General features: G+C 43.8%; 13 protein-coding genes and 1 tRNA gene. 11 read left to right on the top strand and 3 right to left on the bottom strand.

Going from position 1 to position 16,287, the window contains the following annotated elements; all coding sequences use genetic code 11:
- Positions 1-6 precede the first annotated feature (6 nt).
- Entirely contained in the window at positions 7-1,260 is a 1,254-nt protein-coding gene (fabF, locus tag QEP08_RS20135) for a beta-ketoacyl-ACP synthase II (RefSeq protein WP_285060516.1), read from the bottom strand.
- Positions 1,261-1,287: 27 nt separating this feature from the next.
- Positions 1,288-1,524, bottom strand: a complete 237-nt coding sequence (locus QEP08_RS20130) for an acyl carrier protein (protein WP_008508386.1) — start codon at positions 1,522-1,524, stop codon at positions 1,288-1,290.
- A 157-nt stretch (positions 1,525-1,681) separates the two neighbouring features.
- On the opposite strand from QEP08_RS20130, the gene QEP08_RS20125 reads away from it, so the two are divergent.
- The 9 genes from QEP08_RS20125 to QEP08_RS20085 all read left to right on the top strand — a co-directional run bounded on the left by QEP08_RS20125 (position 1,682) and on the right by QEP08_RS20085 (position 9,401).
- The gene (locus QEP08_RS20125) at positions 1,682-2,101 is read left to right on the top strand and encodes an IPExxxVDY family protein (RefSeq protein ID WP_285060515.1); all 420 of its coding nucleotides are present in this window, start codon (positions 1,682-1,684) and stop codon (positions 2,099-2,101) included.
- A 136-nt stretch (positions 2,102-2,237) separates the two neighbouring features.
- The gene (gene pyk, locus QEP08_RS20120) at positions 2,238-3,668 is read left to right on the top strand and encodes a pyruvate kinase (RefSeq protein ID WP_285060514.1); all 1,431 of its coding nucleotides are present in this window, start codon (positions 2,238-2,240) and stop codon (positions 3,666-3,668) included.
- A 48-nt stretch (positions 3,669-3,716) separates the two neighbouring features.
- Positions 3,717-3,804: transfer RNA gene (locus QEP08_RS20115), tRNA-Ser, on the top strand.
- 198 nt (positions 3,805-4,002) lie between these two features.
- Positions 4,003-4,911: a class I SAM-dependent methyltransferase gene (locus tag QEP08_RS20110; protein ID WP_285060513.1), complete on the top strand. Its 909-nt coding sequence runs from the start codon at positions 4,003-4,005 to the stop codon at positions 4,909-4,911.
- 90 nt (positions 4,912-5,001) lie between these two features.
- A complete protein-coding gene (locus tag QEP08_RS20105; RefSeq protein ID WP_285060512.1) occupies positions 5,002-5,517 on the top strand; it encodes an anthrone oxygenase family protein in 516 nt (171 codons plus the stop codon).
- Positions 5,518-5,744: 227 nt separating this feature from the next.
- Positions 5,745-6,359, top strand: coding sequence for a porin family protein (locus tag QEP08_RS20100; RefSeq protein ID WP_285060510.1), 615 nt, complete (start codon positions 5,745-5,747; stop codon positions 6,357-6,359).
- Positions 6,360-6,596: 237 nt separating this feature from the next.
- The gene (locus QEP08_RS20095) at positions 6,597-7,241 is read left to right on the top strand and encodes a porin family protein (protein WP_285060509.1); all 645 of its coding nucleotides are present in this window, start codon (positions 6,597-6,599) and stop codon (positions 7,239-7,241) included.
- Between the two features lie 129 nt (positions 7,242-7,370).
- Positions 7,371-7,547, top strand: coding sequence for a hypothetical protein (locus QEP08_RS20090; RefSeq protein ID WP_285060508.1), 177 nt, complete (start codon positions 7,371-7,373; stop codon positions 7,545-7,547).
- A 129-nt stretch (positions 7,548-7,676) separates the two neighbouring features.
- Positions 7,677-9,401, top strand: coding sequence for a glycoside hydrolase family 3 protein (locus QEP08_RS20085; protein ID WP_285060507.1), 1,725 nt, complete (start codon positions 7,677-7,679; stop codon positions 9,399-9,401).
- On the opposite strand, the gene QEP08_RS20080 is transcribed toward QEP08_RS20085, so the two are convergent.
- A complete protein-coding gene (locus tag QEP08_RS20080; protein WP_285060506.1) occupies positions 9,388-9,936 on the bottom strand; it encodes a thioredoxin family protein in 549 nt (182 codons plus the stop codon). The genes QEP08_RS20085 and QEP08_RS20080 overlap by 14 nt on opposite strands.
- A 53-nt stretch (positions 9,937-9,989) precedes the next feature.
- On the opposite strand from QEP08_RS20080, the gene QEP08_RS20075 reads away from it, so the two are divergent.
- Both QEP08_RS20075 and QEP08_RS20070 read left to right on the top strand, forming a co-directional pair.
- Entirely contained in the window at positions 9,990-13,220 is a 3,231-nt protein-coding gene (locus tag QEP08_RS20075; RefSeq protein WP_285060505.1) for a UvrD-helicase domain-containing protein, read from the top strand.
- On the top strand, positions 13,217-16,075 hold the full coding sequence (locus QEP08_RS20070) for a PD-(D/E)XK nuclease family protein (protein ID WP_285060504.1): 2,859 nt from the start codon (positions 13,217-13,219) through the stop codon (positions 16,073-16,075). Before QEP08_RS20075 ends, QEP08_RS20070 begins: the two co-directional genes overlap by 4 nt.
- Positions 16,076-16,287 lie beyond the last annotated feature (212 nt).

The raw sequence follows: 16,287 nt of genomic DNA, 5'->3' as shown, positions 1-16,287 counted from the left end.
ATTGATTTATTCTTCGTACTTTTTGAATATCACAGACGCATTGTGACCACCAAAACCAAAAGTATTGCTCTGTGCTGCACGGATGGTTCTTTTTTGTGCTTTGTTGAATGTGAAATTCAATTTCGGATCACAATCAGGATCATCAGTAAAGTGATTAATAGTCGGAGGGACGATGTCATTTTTTACGGCAAGGATGGATGCAATGGCTTCGATCGCACCTGCAGCACCCAACAAATGTCCGGTCATAGATTTCGTAGAACTGATGTTCAGTTTATAGGCATCTTCCCCAAACAGGTCTACTATAGCCCTGCTCTCGGATATGTCTCCAAGTGGCGTAGAAGTGCCATGAACGTTGATGTAGTCGATGTCTGAAGTTTTCATTCCGGCATCATTTAACGCATTAGTCATTACCATTCTCGCACCCAGTCCCTGAGGATGTGGTGCTGTAATGTGGTTGGCATCGGCACTCATTCCACCGCCGACCAATTCGGCATAGATCTTCGCACCTCTTTTTTTAGCATGTTCCAATTCCTCAAGAATGATTGTGCCTGCGCCTTCGCCGGCAACAAAACCATCACGGTCCTTGTCAAATGGTCTGGATGCTGTTTTCGGGTCATCGTTTCTGGTAGAAAGGGCGTGCATGGCATTAAAACCACCAATGCCGGCCTCATTAATAATGGCTTCTGAACCGCCGCTAATGATGATGTCACACATATTCAGACGAATATAATTGTAGGCGTCAATCATCGCATTAGTAGAAGAAGCACAAGCAGAAACGGTGGCAAAATTTGGTCCCCGCAATCCATATTTTATAGAAATATGGCCCGGAACAATGTCAATTATTACTTTGGGAATAAAGAAGGGATTGATGCGCGGTGTACCGTCACCTAAGAAAAATGCCTTCATTTCATCCTGAAAAGTTTTAAAACCGCCGATGCCTGAGCCCCAGATCACGCCTATACGGTTGGTATCTAATTGACTAAAATCAAAGTTACCATCCTTTACGGCCTCTTCCGTAGATACTAAAGCATATTGAACAAATGGATCTAATTTGCGTGCTTCCTTTTTATCCAGATAGTCCTCCGGATTAAAGTTTTTAAGCTCACATGCAAATTTGGTCTTGAACTTTGAAGTGTCAAAACCTGTAATAGGGCCGGCGCCGCTCACACCGTTCAGCAAACCTTCCCAGAACTCCGGGATGGTGTTACCAATCGGAGTGAGCGCACCCAACCCTGTAACTACTACTCTTTTTAATTCCATTTATACGGATTATACGGAGACCGTATTTTACTTAACGTTTTTCTCTAAGTAAGCAATTGCTTGACCAACTGTACCAATGGTCTCAGCCTGATCATCAGGGATTGCTACATTGAATTCCTTTTCAAACTCCATAATAAGTTCTACTGTATCCAAAGAATCAGCACCCAAGTCGTTCGTGAAAGAAGCTTCCGGGGTAACTTCGCTTTCATCCACACCTAATTTTTCAACGATAATAGCCTTAACTCTTGAAGCAATATCAGACATAATGTTATAATTTAATGGTTAAATAATTCAGTGCAAAGAAAAATAAATTCTAACACTTTTCAAATGTTTTTATTTGTCTACCAATTTTAATGTTTTTATTTCGAACATTAAAGTAAAATTAGTTTTATAATTTCGTATTCCCGTTAATACCTGCGTTTTGAACAAAACTTATTTAAAGCTATCACTCGATCTTGATTTTGTGTTAATCGCCATTACGGCATCAATGAAGGATTACATGTTGTGCCATAAGATCAATACCAGTCTGAACTTCAACTTTGAAAAAGTTGAGGATCATGAGGTTTACTTTAATATAGACGAAGAGCCGCTGACTTTTTCAAAGTACTTTTTTTTTGTTGAACAGGGCGAAATCGAATATTATATCCTTAACAATCGGAATGCCGAAGGGTTTTTAATCCCGGAAATGAACAAGGTTGATTTTTTTATGATCATCCATCAGTATATCGACAATGAGGACCTAAATTTTATTCTTACGGGATTAAATAAACTGTCTGATATTCAGGTGGCTGCACAGATAAATCCAGCCAAGCTCAAGTCCAATCAAAATTTGATAATGTAATTTTTATATTGAAGGTGTATTAAATACACTATATTTGAATTTACTTTATCAGACAAATAATAATAATAATCAGGTTGACACCGGCTTTTTGGATAAAAATCAGAGGTGTTGACCAATAATAACTTTAAGTAACCAAATGAAACCATTTCATTCCAGAACAAAAATTGTAGCCACGTTAGGTCCTGCATCAGCCAAGCCAGAAGTATTGTACAGTATGTTTAACGCCGGACTGGACGTTTGCCGTTTAAATTTTTCTCACGGTTCCCAGGCAGATCATCAGGCAGTATTGGATACTATTCGTGACATCAATCAAAAATATAATTATAATGTGGGTATCCTTGCCGATTTGCAAGGACCTAAGATCAGGATTGGTATGGTTAAAGATGGTGGCATTCACCTGGTCAACGGTGCAAAAACCATCATTACTACTCAAAAATGTGTAGGCGATGAAGAGCGGATCTACATCACTTACGAAGCTTTTCCAAAAGATGTAAAGCCTAATGAAATCATCCTTTTAGATGATGGTAAACTGCAAATGCGCGTTATCGAAACTAACCTTAAGGATGAAGTGCTGTGCGAAGTGGTGCATGGCGGTATTCTTACCTCAAGGAAAGGTGTGAACCTTCCAAACACAAAAGTTTCTATTCCTTCACTTACGCTGGAAGACCGTGATAACCTGGAGTTTGTTCTCGCAAACGATGTAGAATGGATCGGCCTTTCATTTGTACGTAATGCAGAAGACATTATCGAATTAAAAGACATCATCAAGGCAAGGGGCAAAACAGCAAGGGTCATCGCTAAAATTGAAAAACCTGAAGCGATTGCCAATATCGACGAGATCATTGCCGTATCAGACGGTATCATGGTGGCCCGTGGCGATCTTGGAGTTGAAATGCCAATGGAAGAGGTACCATTGCTGCAAAAAATGATCGTTCAGAAATGCAGGGCGGCTTCTAAGCCAGTAATTGTTGCCACTCAGATGCTGGAAAGCATGATCACTACACCAAGACCGACACGTGCTGAGGTAAACGATGTAGCCAATTCTGTGCTGGACGGAGCTGATGCAGTAATGCTTAGCGGTGAGACTTCAGTAGGTGAGTTTCCGCTGATAGTAATCGAGACCATGCAAAAGATCATTCAAAATATTGAACACAATAATTACCCGTTCCATCCGGAGAAATTCCTGAAATCAAAAGCAGAACGTTTCCTGAGCGATGCGGTTTGTGATTCTGCTTGTACGCTATCTAAACAAACAGGGGCTGTTGGTATTGTTTCCATGACTGTCAGCGGCTATACTGCGTTTGAGATCTCAAGTCACAGGCCTAAGGCACTGACTTATATTTTTACCAGCAATAAGTCATTGCTAAATGCATTGAGCCTGATCTGGGGCGTTCAGGGCTTTTACTACGATAAGTTTGAAAGTACCGATGAGACCATTCAGGATGTAAATGACCTGCTGAAAGCAGAAAAACTGGTAAAAAAAGGTGACGTGATCATCAATACTGCTGCTGTTCCTATGGAGGCAAAAGGTAAGACCAATATGCTAAAAGTTACTGTTATCGATTAATTTTCTGCAGGATTCAAAAATTTTTCTACTTTTGCAATCCGCAAAAAAGGAGAGGTGTCCGAGTGGTTGAAGGAGCACGCCTGGAAAGTGTGTATACCTCAAAAGGGTATCGAGGGTTCGAATCCCTCTCTCTCCGCATAAAGAGAATGATTTCTCAAACTCATAAGGTTGCCCGATTTCGGGCAACCTTATTTTGTTTAATACAACTGACAATATATTCATCTCCCTATTTCGTTAACCCTACTGTGCCTTTCGTTAAGTCACGCTTCTAAAAGATCTGTTGTATCATCACTTTTGGATCATAATTTCATTCCTAATTTTTAAAACAACGATTATGATAACTTTTGAAAGCCAGTTAGTGCAACCGATCGAATTTCTCCAAAAAATAGTGAGCAAAGGAGGCCCGGAGCCAGAGGAATATGGACAGCTTATGAATATGGCAGATTACCTCGAAAAGGAATATAAATCAGGTAATATTTCTGAACTGGACTTGCAGCTCATGCGAAACAGTTTTGGAGAAGACTGTCTTAAAACCACACTTCATGGTCATTCCATTGCAAGACCTTATGGTTATGCCGGAGACTTTATGATTATCGACAAGTTTTACAGAAGACATGTGACAGCGGACAAGCGTTTCGAAAAATGGGATAAATTCTGGCAAAGTTGTGCAGCTACCCAGGCAGTACGCAACAGGAAGACCTATTTTATCAATACACTCACAAATCTCCTTAAGGAGAAACCGCAACTCGATTTACTAAATGTAGCCAGTGGCCCTGCGAGAGACCTGGCGGATTTATATTCCGGATTAAATAAAGGGCAGCTGAACACTTTATGTATAGAAGCAGATCATCGGGCTATTGCCTATGCAAAGGAATTAAACAAAGCGTATAACGACGAGATCAGCTTCATAGAGAAGAATATATTCCGCTATGAAACGGATAAAAAATTTGATGTGGTGTGGAGTGCAGGGCTATTCGATTATTTTAATGATAGTGTTTTCGTAAAGATTATCAGAAGATTTGTCAACTGGACTAAATCAGGTGGCGAGATTATAATTGGCAATTTTAGTGAGTGCAACTCTTCGCAGGCATTTATGGAGCTTTTCGGCGATTGGTATTTGCATCACCGCTCGGAAGAACAACTTACTAAACTTGCGGTGCAGGCCGGTATGGAAGAAAAAAATATTAAGGTTGAAAGAGAGCCGGAAGGCATTAATTTATTTCTGCGCATACTTGTGTCATAGCTCTGTTATCCAATCTGTCAAATCCCTATCTTTGATTGTATAACTTCCCTGGTTTGACCATAAATGAAAAGAAACCTTAATCCTTCAGCTATGTTAATTTCCAATCTCGTACTCCTGATAACGGCTTTATCAGTTGCATTGATAACCGGACTTTGGTATGCCTATTCCTGTTCCGTCAACTTGGGACTGGGGAAATTGCCGGACAGGGAATACCTGATTGGAATGCAGTCTATTAACCGGGAAATTCTCAATCCAGTGTTCTTTGCCACATTTATGGGGAGCCTGCTGCTGCTGCCGGTTTGCGCCTGGTTAAATTACGGGCACCCCAGGTTTATCTTCCTTTTAACCGCATCTGCAATTTATGCCATTGGGGTTTTCGGAGTGACAGTTGGAGGCAATGTTCCTTTAAATAATGCGCTTGATGCATTTAATATTCACTCCTCCACCGCCCAGGAGATTGTCCATCAGCGGTTAAATTTTGAACAGCCCTGGAATAAACTGCACCACATCAGGGCCATTGCTTCGCTGATCTCTTTGGTATTGGTACTTATTGCTTGTATCTATAATTCGCCGGCAACAGGTAGTATTGAGCCGCCTTTAAAATAGTTGGAAGGCCGGGGGGTCATGCAACCCCCTAGAAGAGGTTATCAAGAGGTTGAGAAAAGGTCATGAAGATGTAGTGGCAAAAAGACCGGGATAAGCGTCTTAAAATGACTACGCTTAACAAAGACCCGAAGGTTGTTTTGAGGTGCTCAGGGATATTTTTATCCAAGATTTTTAATCTTGGCACATTTCTTTCTTAAGTACTCCGGGAAAACAAAAACATCTAACACATGAAAAAATTAATTATTTTGGCCATGGGCCTATTTTTAGCCGGTGCCGTGCAGGCACAGAGTCCAATCAGATTGGGCGTAAAGGCTGGTTTAAATTTACCGGACATCATCAAAGGAGACGGTAACAACGATTTTGATACAAAATTAAATCCCGGATTCAATGCCGGTATCACTCTGGATATTAACCTGATTAAAGGCCTGGCGTTTACTCCGGAGCTGTTATATGCCACGAAAGGGTATAAGGCAACGGCTCCGTTTGGAGAATTTACTCAGACTACACACTTTATTGACCTGCCTCTTTTGGCCAGTCTCAACCTTGGCGGCAGTAAATTAAATCTCGTAGTTGGACCGCAGGTATCATTTTTGCTGTCAACTAAAAATAAATACGAGAGCGGATTTGGAACTGTTGAGCAGGAGATCATTGAAGACAAATCAGACAGATTCAAAAAGAGCCTGGTTGGTGGTTTGATCGGCTTCAGGTATGACGTTACAGACAAAGTGGATATTCACGGACGCTATGCTTTGGATTTTCAGAAAAACAATGAAGATGGATCCAAAGAAACACCTGAATACAGAAATCAAGTATTTTCTGTAGGTCTGGGGATTAAGTTTTAACAAACCCTAAATTTTAATAATTAAGCCGCCTGATCAGCGGCTTTTTTTATGCCCTGTCTTGGATTTGATACACCCTGTCAAGCCCACTCAAACAGTCGCTGTCACGGCTTGCCGCGTTGTTATAATAATCTGATTTATAGAAATTTGTGCTTAAAATCTCTGTGAATTTCAGCGTGTAATGGGCCTCCTTTGGCATGGTTATTACAAGACCTCTATTGAATTTTTAAACAAAAGATTATGAAAAAATTATTCATTATAGGATTAGGACTTGCACTAAGCAGTGCAGCTTTTCACGTAGCAGCGCAGACGACGCAGTCTGCTGCAAATGACAAAATGCGCTTTGGCATTAAGGCCGGGGCAAACCTGATGAAGATGGGCAAATTACAATTTGCCGGACAGGACCATGCTACCGATTATAAAGTCGGTTTCCAGGCCGGTGTTTATGGAGACCTGCCTATGGGTGGCAATTTTGCTTTTCTTCCGGAAATTACCTTTACCCAAAAAGGCGGAAAGCTTAAAGAAACCGTAGCTGGTAATACCGGCGAGTTTGACAGCAAGGTTTCTTATATAGATGCCCCAATGCTGATCGGTTACAAAGCAACACCGGAACTTACTGTTTTTGCTGGTCCGCAGGTATCTTTTCTGATTGACCAGACCACGACCTTTAAAGTGAATGGCGAAGAAACGGGTTCTAACTCCGACAAAGATAACTGGAGTAAATCCATCGCTGGAGGAGCGGTTGGCCTGAACTATAGCATTACCCCAAATATCAATATCAATGGGAGGTACAATATGGACTTCCAGAAGGCCCTCAAAGACAAGGCGGAGCAGGACAAGATTAAAAACAGTGGTTTTGCCCTGTCCCTGGGTTATACTTTTTAAACACAGGAACACTTAGTTTTAAAGCCCGCGCTTATTCGGTGGGCTTTTCTTAAAACAAATCCAAACCGCCGTCGTTATATAATTGAAGATTAATGTGCCAGCTTAAATTATTTACCTAAATTTAGAATCATGAAGAACAGACAGGATGCAAGGCATACCAGTTCAGAACAGGGAAAGCCTACTTCAGACCGCATGTATCACAGTGCCAAAGACGATAAAAAGCAACAGGGGATTACCAATGGCGGAGGCCAGCGGTCTGACCAGACTTCAAATAAAGACAATCAGCGTAAACGCGAAAACCATTAAAGAACCTTATTGTGTGAGGATAATATTCCTATTACCTGAAATGAGGGCATTCTAATCAGAATGCCCTTTTTGGTGTCTGGGTTTTTCACAGGTTTTAGTTAACTTTGGAAATAAACACAGTTATCCGTAATGAACGTCAGACACATTTTAACCACCGTATTTCTCCTCATCGTTCTATCGTCAGCCTCTGCCCAAAAAATTTCTTACCTGCAATCCCTGGAGACACCAAATCAATGGGTGGATTCCGTATTCAATAAACTGAGCAAACGGCAAAAGATTGCGCAGATGTTCTTTGTCAGGGCTCACACCAATCTGGGCAAGGCGTATGAAGATTCTGTAGGTCTGGTGATAAAAAAAGAACATTTGGGCGGTGTAGTGTTCTTTCAGGGTGGACCGGGCAGACAGGCAATACTGACCAATGAATACCAGTCACATTCGAAAGTACCTTTGCTCATTACTTCCGATGGGGAGTGGGGTTTGGGTATGCGCCTGGACAGTACCATCTCCTATCCTTATCAAATGGCGTTAGGAGCGGTTCAGGATAAGAACCTGATCTATAAAATGGGGCTGGAAGTTGCGAAGGATTACAAGCGACTGGGTATGCATATGAACCTGGCGCCCGATGTAGACGTAAACAACAACCCGAAAAATCCTGTGATCAACTTTCGCTCTTTTGGGGAAAATAAATATAATGTAGCCAATAAGGCATCTGCCTACCTGAAAGGGATGCAGGATGGTGGACTGCTGGTGAGCATCAAGCATTTTCCCGGACATGGTGATACAGATGTAGATTCACATTATGACCTTCCGCAGTTAAAGTTTTCAAAAGAAAGGCTTGACAGCCTGGAAATCTATCCATTCAGGGAACTGATCAGGGAAGGGGCAGCAGGCGTAATGATCGCGCACATGAATATTCCGGCGCTGGACGCTACACCAAATATGCCTTCAACCCTATCCAAACCTATAGTAACCGGGCTATTAAAAGGTGAACTCGGGTTCAAAGGATTGATCATTTCTGATGCGATGGGCATGAAAGGGGTAGTAAAGTACTTTAAGGACGGTGAAGCGGATGTCATGGGGGTGATTGCAGGCAACGATATCCTGGAGCTTTCTGAGAATAGCGGCAGAGCAATAAAACTGGTGCGTAAAGCGATCAGGCAGGACAGGATCAGTATGGAAAGGATTGACGAAAGCGTAAAAAAAATCCTTACCGCAAAGTATTGGGCAGGCCTGAACCTTAAAGATACTATCAATGAACATAATGTACTGGCGGATGTGACCAGACCCGAGAGTTTTCAGTTGAGGCAAAAACTGGCAGATGCTTCAATGACCATGCTGAGAGGAAAAGATTACATCAAAACCTTATCTCCTGAAAACAGGACGGTGATCATTAGTCTCGGTACGCCCAATGTGACATCCTTTCAGCAGGATCTGGGTGGCTATTATAAAAACTCCATTTTTTACACCCTGGATAAAAATGCAAATGCAAATGCTATCGCAAAGGTAATGAAAGACATTAACCTGTTCGATCAGGTAATTATAGGTATCCATGATACGCGGACCAGGCCTGGCAATGGGATGATATTGAGCGAAGACCTCAGGATGTTTATTAAAGACATGGCTGGTAAAAATGCAGTGTTCGCGCTTTTTGCCAATCCGTACAATCTTTCTGCCTTACCGGGATTGGAAAACAGCAAAGGTCTGGTGGTTGCCTATCAGAAAGAGGATTTTATGCAGCAATCGGCAGCAGCTGTGTTCAAGAACCAGCTGATCACCACAGGGAGGTTACCGGTTACGGTAAATACCTTCTTTAAATATGGCGACGGAGAGAAGCCCGAGATTATTTTGCCTTAGTTTGTTTATAAGAAGCCGGATCAAGGGCTTTCACGGTCCAGCCTTTTAGAAAATCGCTGACCACTTTAACATCATGACCGGTTTTCTTTTTACCGGTCTTTGGATCCAGATCATCGGTCTCAAGGTATGCTGAGTTTTGGGTATGCAGGAGTTTACCGTTGCCGTTCAGGATCAGGAACACCGGGAATCCGAAACGCTGAGGGTAGTTGAGGCTTGCCAGGACTGCTTCATTCTTGTTTTCCGGACTATAGTTTACCAGAACGACTTCATAATTGTCATTCAGCAGGGCTTTAAGCTCAGGGCTGTGATCCACCATGTTGTGAAATGCAATGCACCAGCCGCACCAGTTGCCGCCAACCTGTATAAACACATGCTTGCCTTCTTTTTTTGCTTTTGCAATAGCAGCATCAATATCTGCACGGGCATTGGCCTGCGGATTGTAAATTTTTATGGCTTCTTTTTTGACAGTTGCTGTGCTTTGGGCAAATACCGGCGCGGTGAAGGCCAGTAAAGCAATCATGATCAGTTTTTTCATGGCATTTTGTTTTACACTACAAAGTAAAGGTATTATTTTAATAACTTCACCTCATGCCCCAACAGCCTCTTAAAATATTACAAGCATCTGCAGGTTCAGGTAAAACATTCAGCCTGACAGCGCATTACCTTACTTTATTGCTGGGCGGCGAAAACAGATACCGTGAGATCCTGGCGGTAACCTTTACCAATAAAGCCACTGAGGAGATGAAGACCCGGATCATGGAGGTGCTGAAGGGTTTTGCTGAAGGGGATCCGAAGTACGACAGTTACCGTGAAATCGTTCTAAAAGGCAACCCCACATTAGATGCAGGCTCGCTGCAACAGAGGTCGGATCAGATCTACAGAAGGATCTTACACGATTACAGCCGGTTTTCCGTGAGCACCATCGATGGTTTTGTGCAAAAGGTGATCAGGGGATTTGCATTTGAGCTTGGCCTTGACGCAGGTTACAGCCTGGAAATGAACTACGATAAGGTGAAGGAAGAACTTGTAGAGAAGCTGGACGCGGCACTTGACCACAATAAGACCTTACTGCAATGGATCATCGACCTGGCTCTGGAGCGGATCAGCGACAACAAAAGCTGGAATTATAAGACGGAACTTTATAACCTCATCGGTGAAGTTTTCAAGGAGCGGTTCCAGACCTTTGAGGAAGCCATTGCCTCATTTCCGCCTGAGGACATAGACACCTTATTTAAACGGTATATACAGATCAATAAGGAAGCAATAAAGAATTTTGAAGAGGAACTGACCGACCTTGCCATCAGGGCGCAGGATGTCTTTAACCGCTTTGGTGTGGAAAAGGACCAGCTGAACCGCAAATCGCAAAACCCGCTGGCCAAGATCCCGCTAATCATCGGCGGAGATTTTTCAAAGATTGAGGGGCTGTTCAAGTTTATCGATGATCCGGATGCCTGGTTTCAAAAGAACGTTAGCCTGGATGACTTTTACCGGGAGCTGAACCCCATATTGCAGGACATCAGAAAATATTATGAACAGCACCTGCCACATTATACGCTGGCTATTGCGTTCAATAAAAACCTATATTACCTGCGGCTGATGCAGGAGATTGCGGACCTGCTGAAGGTTTACCGTGAAGAAAACGATAACCTGTTGATCAGTGATGCACAAAAACTGATCTCTGGTATTACAGATGACGCTGGCGACAATCCTTCTTTTATCTGGGAAAAGGTCGGTACCAGGTACCGCAATTTTTTATTCGATGAATTTCAGGATACTTCTACCAGTCAATGGAACAGTTTCCGTTCGCTGCTCACCAATGCGATGGCGACACCTTCTGAAAGCTATACAGACCACCTCATTGTGGGCGATACGAAGCAGTCGATCTACCGGTGGAGGAACGGCGACTGGAATATATTGCACAGACAGGTTAAGGCAGACACTGGTGCAGACCGCATCCTTGAGGAGAGCCTGGCAGAGAATTACCGGAGCACAGAGAACATCATATCTTTTAATAATTTTATTTTCACTTCTGTTCCGCTGGTTTTACAAAATGAACTGAATCAAGCGCTGGAGGCCAGGTCAGGGGCTTTGTTTACCTGGTGGCGGGAAAATAGTTTTGACCAGATCATTACAGATATTTACGGGACGGCAACACAGCAGTTTGCTTCAAAGACCCCCGTGGGCGGGACAATAAAAATAAGAAAGATCGGCAGGGACGATGTCCCCGATGAGCAGCGTTTCTCCGAAACCGCATTCAGAGATATTTCTCTGGAGGAGGTGATCGACGAGATCCACGACCTGACAGCCAAACGGGGATACCTGGCAAAGGATATCGCCATCCTGGTCAGGTCCAACAGTGAAGCTGTGCTGACAGTCAAAAAGCTGATGGCCCAGGGGATTGCTGTGATATCGGGCGAAGCCCTGATGATCTCAGGTAATATGGCCGTCCAGCTGATCGTTGATACACTCAGGGCGCTGATCGGTCTGGATTCGCAGACCGCGCTCTACAAGGCAAATTGTATCGCACTTTACAATACCCTGCATGAAATAATCCCTGATGCATCCCATTACATGGGACTGAACAATACCTCGCTCAGCAGTCTGGGGACAGTATTGCCCAAATCACTTTGCGAAAACTGGGAGAGCTGGATGCAGCTGCCGCTGCCTGAGCTGGTAGAGATACTGATCGAAAGTTATGAGCTGAGTGCTAATGAGGCCCATTTGCCTTACCTGCTTGCCTTCAGGGACCTGACGGCCAATGCGACCCGGCTGGGAGAAAAGGGAGTTGTTGCATTTTTGACCTGGTGGGATGAAGAGGGCATTAACAAATCACTTCCGTCGCCGGAGCGTGCAGATGCGATACAGGTCATTACTATACACAAATCAAAAGGTCTGGCCTTCAGGGCGGTATTTATCCCCTTTTGTAACTGGGAAATAAAAGGCAAACCTAACGGGATTTTCTGGGTGTCTTCAGAAGAAACTGCCTATAAAGAGTTAAAAAGCATTCCGCTGAAGTACAATGAATCCCTGAGTAGCTCAGCCATTGCAAAGGCCTATTACGAGGAGTTGCTGTATAATCACATGGATGCCCTCAATATGTTGTATGTAGCCACCACCCGGGCAAAAGATTACCTCTACATTGCTACTATGGCTAAAAAAGACACATCTAAACTGACCACGATCGGAGATGTGGTCAACCATATTCTTGAACCGGAATTTGAGGACGGCAACAGCTACACGATAATTGATTACCCGGACAGAAGGGAAGAGGCTCCAAACAGCCCGAACAGGATCAAACTGGACCATTATCCGACAACGGGGCGCATGGCTGAATTGTATGTGCCCACGCAGGACAAACACCTCAGACACGTACTGAATATTGAAAAATCCGGACGGCGGGGCTCCCTGCTCCATGACATTCTGGCCAATGCATCAACGGTTGCTGAAATAGAACGCTATTCAGAAGCGCTGATGCTGGAGGGCACTATACAGGGAGAGGAGCGCAGCACATTGATGACAGCGGCAGCTGAGGTTTTGAACAATCCGGACCTGAAGGCGATATTCAGCCAGGCTACAGAGAGCATTACCGAAAAAACTATTGTAGACGCCGACGGCAGGAGCCACAGGCCGGACAGGGTTTTGCTAAACGGAGACCATGTCATCATTCTGGATTACAAGTTTACCCTCACACAATCTGCAGAGCATGAGGAGCAGGTATTGAGTTATAAAACCCTGTTTCATGACATGGGTTATCAGCGGGTGAGCGCTTATTTGTTTTATGCCCTTAGCGGGCAATTGAAATCCGTCCGGAACACATGATCAAATCATTTTTACAGGAAGTCGCAGAAGATTTACTAGACCGGTTCGGAACCGGCCTGCAGGACTGCGCAATTATATTCAACAACAAACGTCCTGCAGCTTATTTGCAGAAACACCTGGCCAATGTAATCGGGAAGCCTTTTTTTAGTCCTTCTTTTTTCACTGTACAGGAGTTTTTTGCAAAAACGGACAACTACAGGGTTGCAGATTTTTATGTGCAGTTCTTTACACTTCACCGCATCTACAACCAGTTGCTGCATGAAGAGGGACTGGACCGCATTGGCGGAAGTAAATTCTTCCCCATTGCGAAAATCATACTTGCAGACTTCTCGCAGATAGACATTGACCTTGTTGATGCCGGCAAATTATACCGTGACCTGGAAGATATTTCTGTGATCAATAAGGACTTTGATTACCTGAGCACTGAGCAATACGAGTTTCTATCCCAGTTCTGGACATCTTATTCTGAAGGCAAGCATAAAAAGCAACAGGAACTGTTTATCAAAATGTGGCGCAGGATGCCTGCGCTTTACCAAAAGTTTCATGTGGCACTTGCCTCGCAGGGATACGTGACCAACGGGCAGGTATACAGAAAGCTCGCTGAAGGAAATGCTGCGGAAAATGATTTTGTGAAAAATTTTAAAGGAAAACTGATTTTTGCCGGCTTCAATGCACTTAGCGGCGCCGAAGCAAAGATCTTTAGGGATCTGCAGGCTGCGGACAAAGCTTTGTTTTATTTCGATGCAGACCGCTATTACCTGGACGATCCCCTTCAGGAGGCGGGGCTTTTTTTGAGGAAGAACATGAACAACCTGAAATTGAATAACGTTTTTCATGACCGGGGCAGCTGCATTCTGGACGAGAAACATACGGTGAGCGTCTACCAGGTTCAGGGTCAGGCGGCCCAGGCAAAAATCCTGAATACCATCCTGGAAGAGGATTATATGGATTCAGATGAAATGGGTTCAGTGGCCGTGGTGCTTGCAGATGAATCTCTGCTCATACCGGCTTTACAAACCATTCCTGCCAGCTATTGTGGAAAGCCTGTTGACCTGAATGTAACAATGGGACTGGCGCTGGGGGCGTCCAGCGTATACGGGCTGGCAGATCTCTGGCTGGGCTGTCAGGCCGGGATTCATAAAACGGGGAAGGTCGCCTTCAAAAACGTAGAAGCATTTTTAACCCACCCGCTGACAGGGCTGAGCCAAATCATGCGCGATAAGATCAATTCCGCATTGCTGATTGAAAAAGAAGTGGAAATTGACCAGAACAGGCTGGTCAGGCAAAAAGGCTTGTTTGAACTCTTCTTTAGAAAAACAACGCAGGCAAATGAATTGGTCGGGCAGCTGCTTGAAGTCATGAACTTTGTACTGATCAGGCTCTCGAATACCAGAAGGCTTAAAAAGATTGATGCTGAGCTTTTTATAAAGACGATACAGGAACTCAACAGGCTCCACGATACCTTTGGAGGGCACGTCGATGGTGAAGAGATTTCCTTTGTGATTTCACTGATCCAGCGGGCGCTGCAGGGCATCGCTGTGCCGTTATCTGGTGACCCTTTAAAGGGTATACAGCTAATGGGCTTGCTGGAAACACGGAACCTTAATTTTGAAAAGGTGGTCTTTCTTGGGTTCAACGAAGGCGTTGTTCCAAAATCATCTGCGGGAAATAGCTTTATCCCGGACAGCATCAGGCGGGTATACGGGCTGCCGGTGTTGGAAAACCAGGACGCCATTTCAGCGTATATGGTCTACCGGCTGGTACAGAGGGCCTCAAAAATACATTTTGCCTACAATAGTTTAACTGACGATTCCGCCTCCGGTGAGCCGAGCAGGATACTGAAGCAGCTCGCTTATGAAAGCGGCTTTGAGTTTCATTACCATATGCTGGACCTTAGTGTCCGGAGCGAAGTACCGAAAGAAGTCATGATCGAAAAGCGTGACAATAAGGATGTACAGGCTGCCCTGGACAGGTATCTGAACAAACAAAAAACCTTATCTCCGTCCTCACTGACCCAGTATATTCTGAACCCTATAGATTTTTTCTTCAATTATATCGCCGGCATAAAAGAACCCAAAGCCGTTTCAGCCGTGGTGGAAGCAAATGAGATCGGCTCCATACTGCACAAGGTGATGGAGTATTTCTATAAGGATGTTGTCGGGCAGGAGGTCACAAAGGATTTGTTCGCTGAAAAAAAGAAGCTGATTCCCGGACTGACAAAAAAAGCCTTCGCAGCAGTTTTATACAATGATGCTGCACGGCCGGTAGCTTTCAGGGGCATGCAGAAAGTGATCCTTGCCATTGTTGAAGCTTACGTCAATATTATTGTTACACAGGATGAATCACAAGCCCCCTTTCAGGTCATCAGCCTGGAACAGTGGGTCGAAGCAGATATCGGCTTTCCATTGTTCGGAAAAGAAGCAAGTATCAGAATAGGTGGGATCATAGACAGGGTAGACCTGAAAGATGGTATTACCAGGATCATAGATTATAAAACAGGCAGTGATAAACTGAATTACAAAGATATTGGGGAATTGTTCAATACTGACGGAAAACACATCAACAAAGCCCTGATCCAAACCTTGCTCTATACTTATGCCTATGAGCGGTCTTCAGGCAAAACAGCTGTGGAGCCGAACCTGTATATTGTGAAAACGATGAACCAGGAAGGCGTTTGGTTCAAGTCCGGAAAGCAAAACTTACGGGGCAGTTACCTGGAAGAGGTCAAAACCGAATTCCTGGAGGCATTAAAGGAAAAACTGACAGAACTGTTTGAAACGCCTTATTTCAAGGCGAGCCTGGCAGAGGACAATTTTAAATACTCCATCTATAAAACTTTATTTGGTAAACGGTAATTTGGGTGCGCCGAAAGGCCCGCGTTTACGCGTCTTACAGAACTTATGTTCTGAGTACTGACAATTTGCTTTCAGGCGCCCTGTTTAAGACTTCTAAAATGAGGCCCTTGAGCCCCTGAATGCCGATTACAAGACGGAGGATCAATAGACGAATAATTGCATTTAAAAACAATTTTATCTAAGTTTGCCGCTAGTTAATATTTGAATATACA

This window comes from Pedobacter ginsengisoli, assembly GCF_030244015.1.
Lineage (GTDB): Bacteria > Bacteroidota > Bacteroidia > Sphingobacteriales > Sphingobacteriaceae > Pedobacter > Pedobacter ginsengisoli.
Note: the sequence above shows the minus strand (reverse complement) of the source record. Positions and strands in the feature narration are given on the sequence as shown.

What these genes read in the sequence shown, in the direction of transcription:
- QEP08_RS20090 (WP_285060508.1), top strand. Translation starts at nt 7,371, where the DNA reads ATGAAGAACAGACAGGATGCAAGGCATACCAGTTCAGAACAGGGAAAG.
- QEP08_RS20105 (WP_285060512.1), top strand. Translation starts at nt 5,002, where the DNA reads ATGTTAATTTCCAATCTCGTACTCCTGATAACGGCTTTATCAGTTGCA.
- QEP08_RS20110 (WP_285060513.1), top strand. Translation starts at nt 4,003, where the DNA reads ATGATAACTTTTGAAAGCCAGTTAGTGCAACCGATCGAATTTCTCCAA.
- QEP08_RS20085 (WP_285060507.1), top strand. Translation starts at nt 7,677, where the DNA reads ATGAACGTCAGACACATTTTAACCACCGTATTTCTCCTCATCGTTCTA.
- QEP08_RS20100 (WP_285060510.1), top strand. Translation starts at nt 5,745, where the DNA reads ATGAAAAAATTAATTATTTTGGCCATGGGCCTATTTTTAGCCGGTGCC.
- QEP08_RS20080 (WP_285060506.1), bottom strand. Translation starts at nt 9,936, where the DNA reads ATGAAAAAACTGATCATGATTGCTTTACTGGCCTTCACCGCGCCGGTA.
- pyk (WP_285060514.1), top strand. Translation starts at nt 2,238, where the DNA reads ATGAAACCATTTCATTCCAGAACAAAAATTGTAGCCACGTTAGGTCCT.
- fabF (WP_285060516.1), bottom strand. Translation starts at nt 1,260, where the DNA reads ATGGAATTAAAAAGAGTAGTAGTTACAGGGTTGGGTGCGCTCACTCCG.
- QEP08_RS20075 (WP_285060505.1), top strand. Translation starts at nt 9,990, where the DNA reads ATGCCCCAACAGCCTCTTAAAATATTACAAGCATCTGCAGGTTCAGGT.
- QEP08_RS20095 (WP_285060509.1), top strand. Translation starts at nt 6,597, where the DNA reads ATGAAAAAATTATTCATTATAGGATTAGGACTTGCACTAAGCAGTGCA.
- QEP08_RS20070 (WP_285060504.1), top strand. Translation starts at nt 13,217, where the DNA reads ATGATCAAATCATTTTTACAGGAAGTCGCAGAAGATTTACTAGACCGG.
- QEP08_RS20130 (WP_008508386.1), bottom strand. Translation starts at nt 1,524, where the DNA reads ATGTCTGATATTGCTTCAAGAGTTAAGGCTATTATCGTTGAAAAATTA.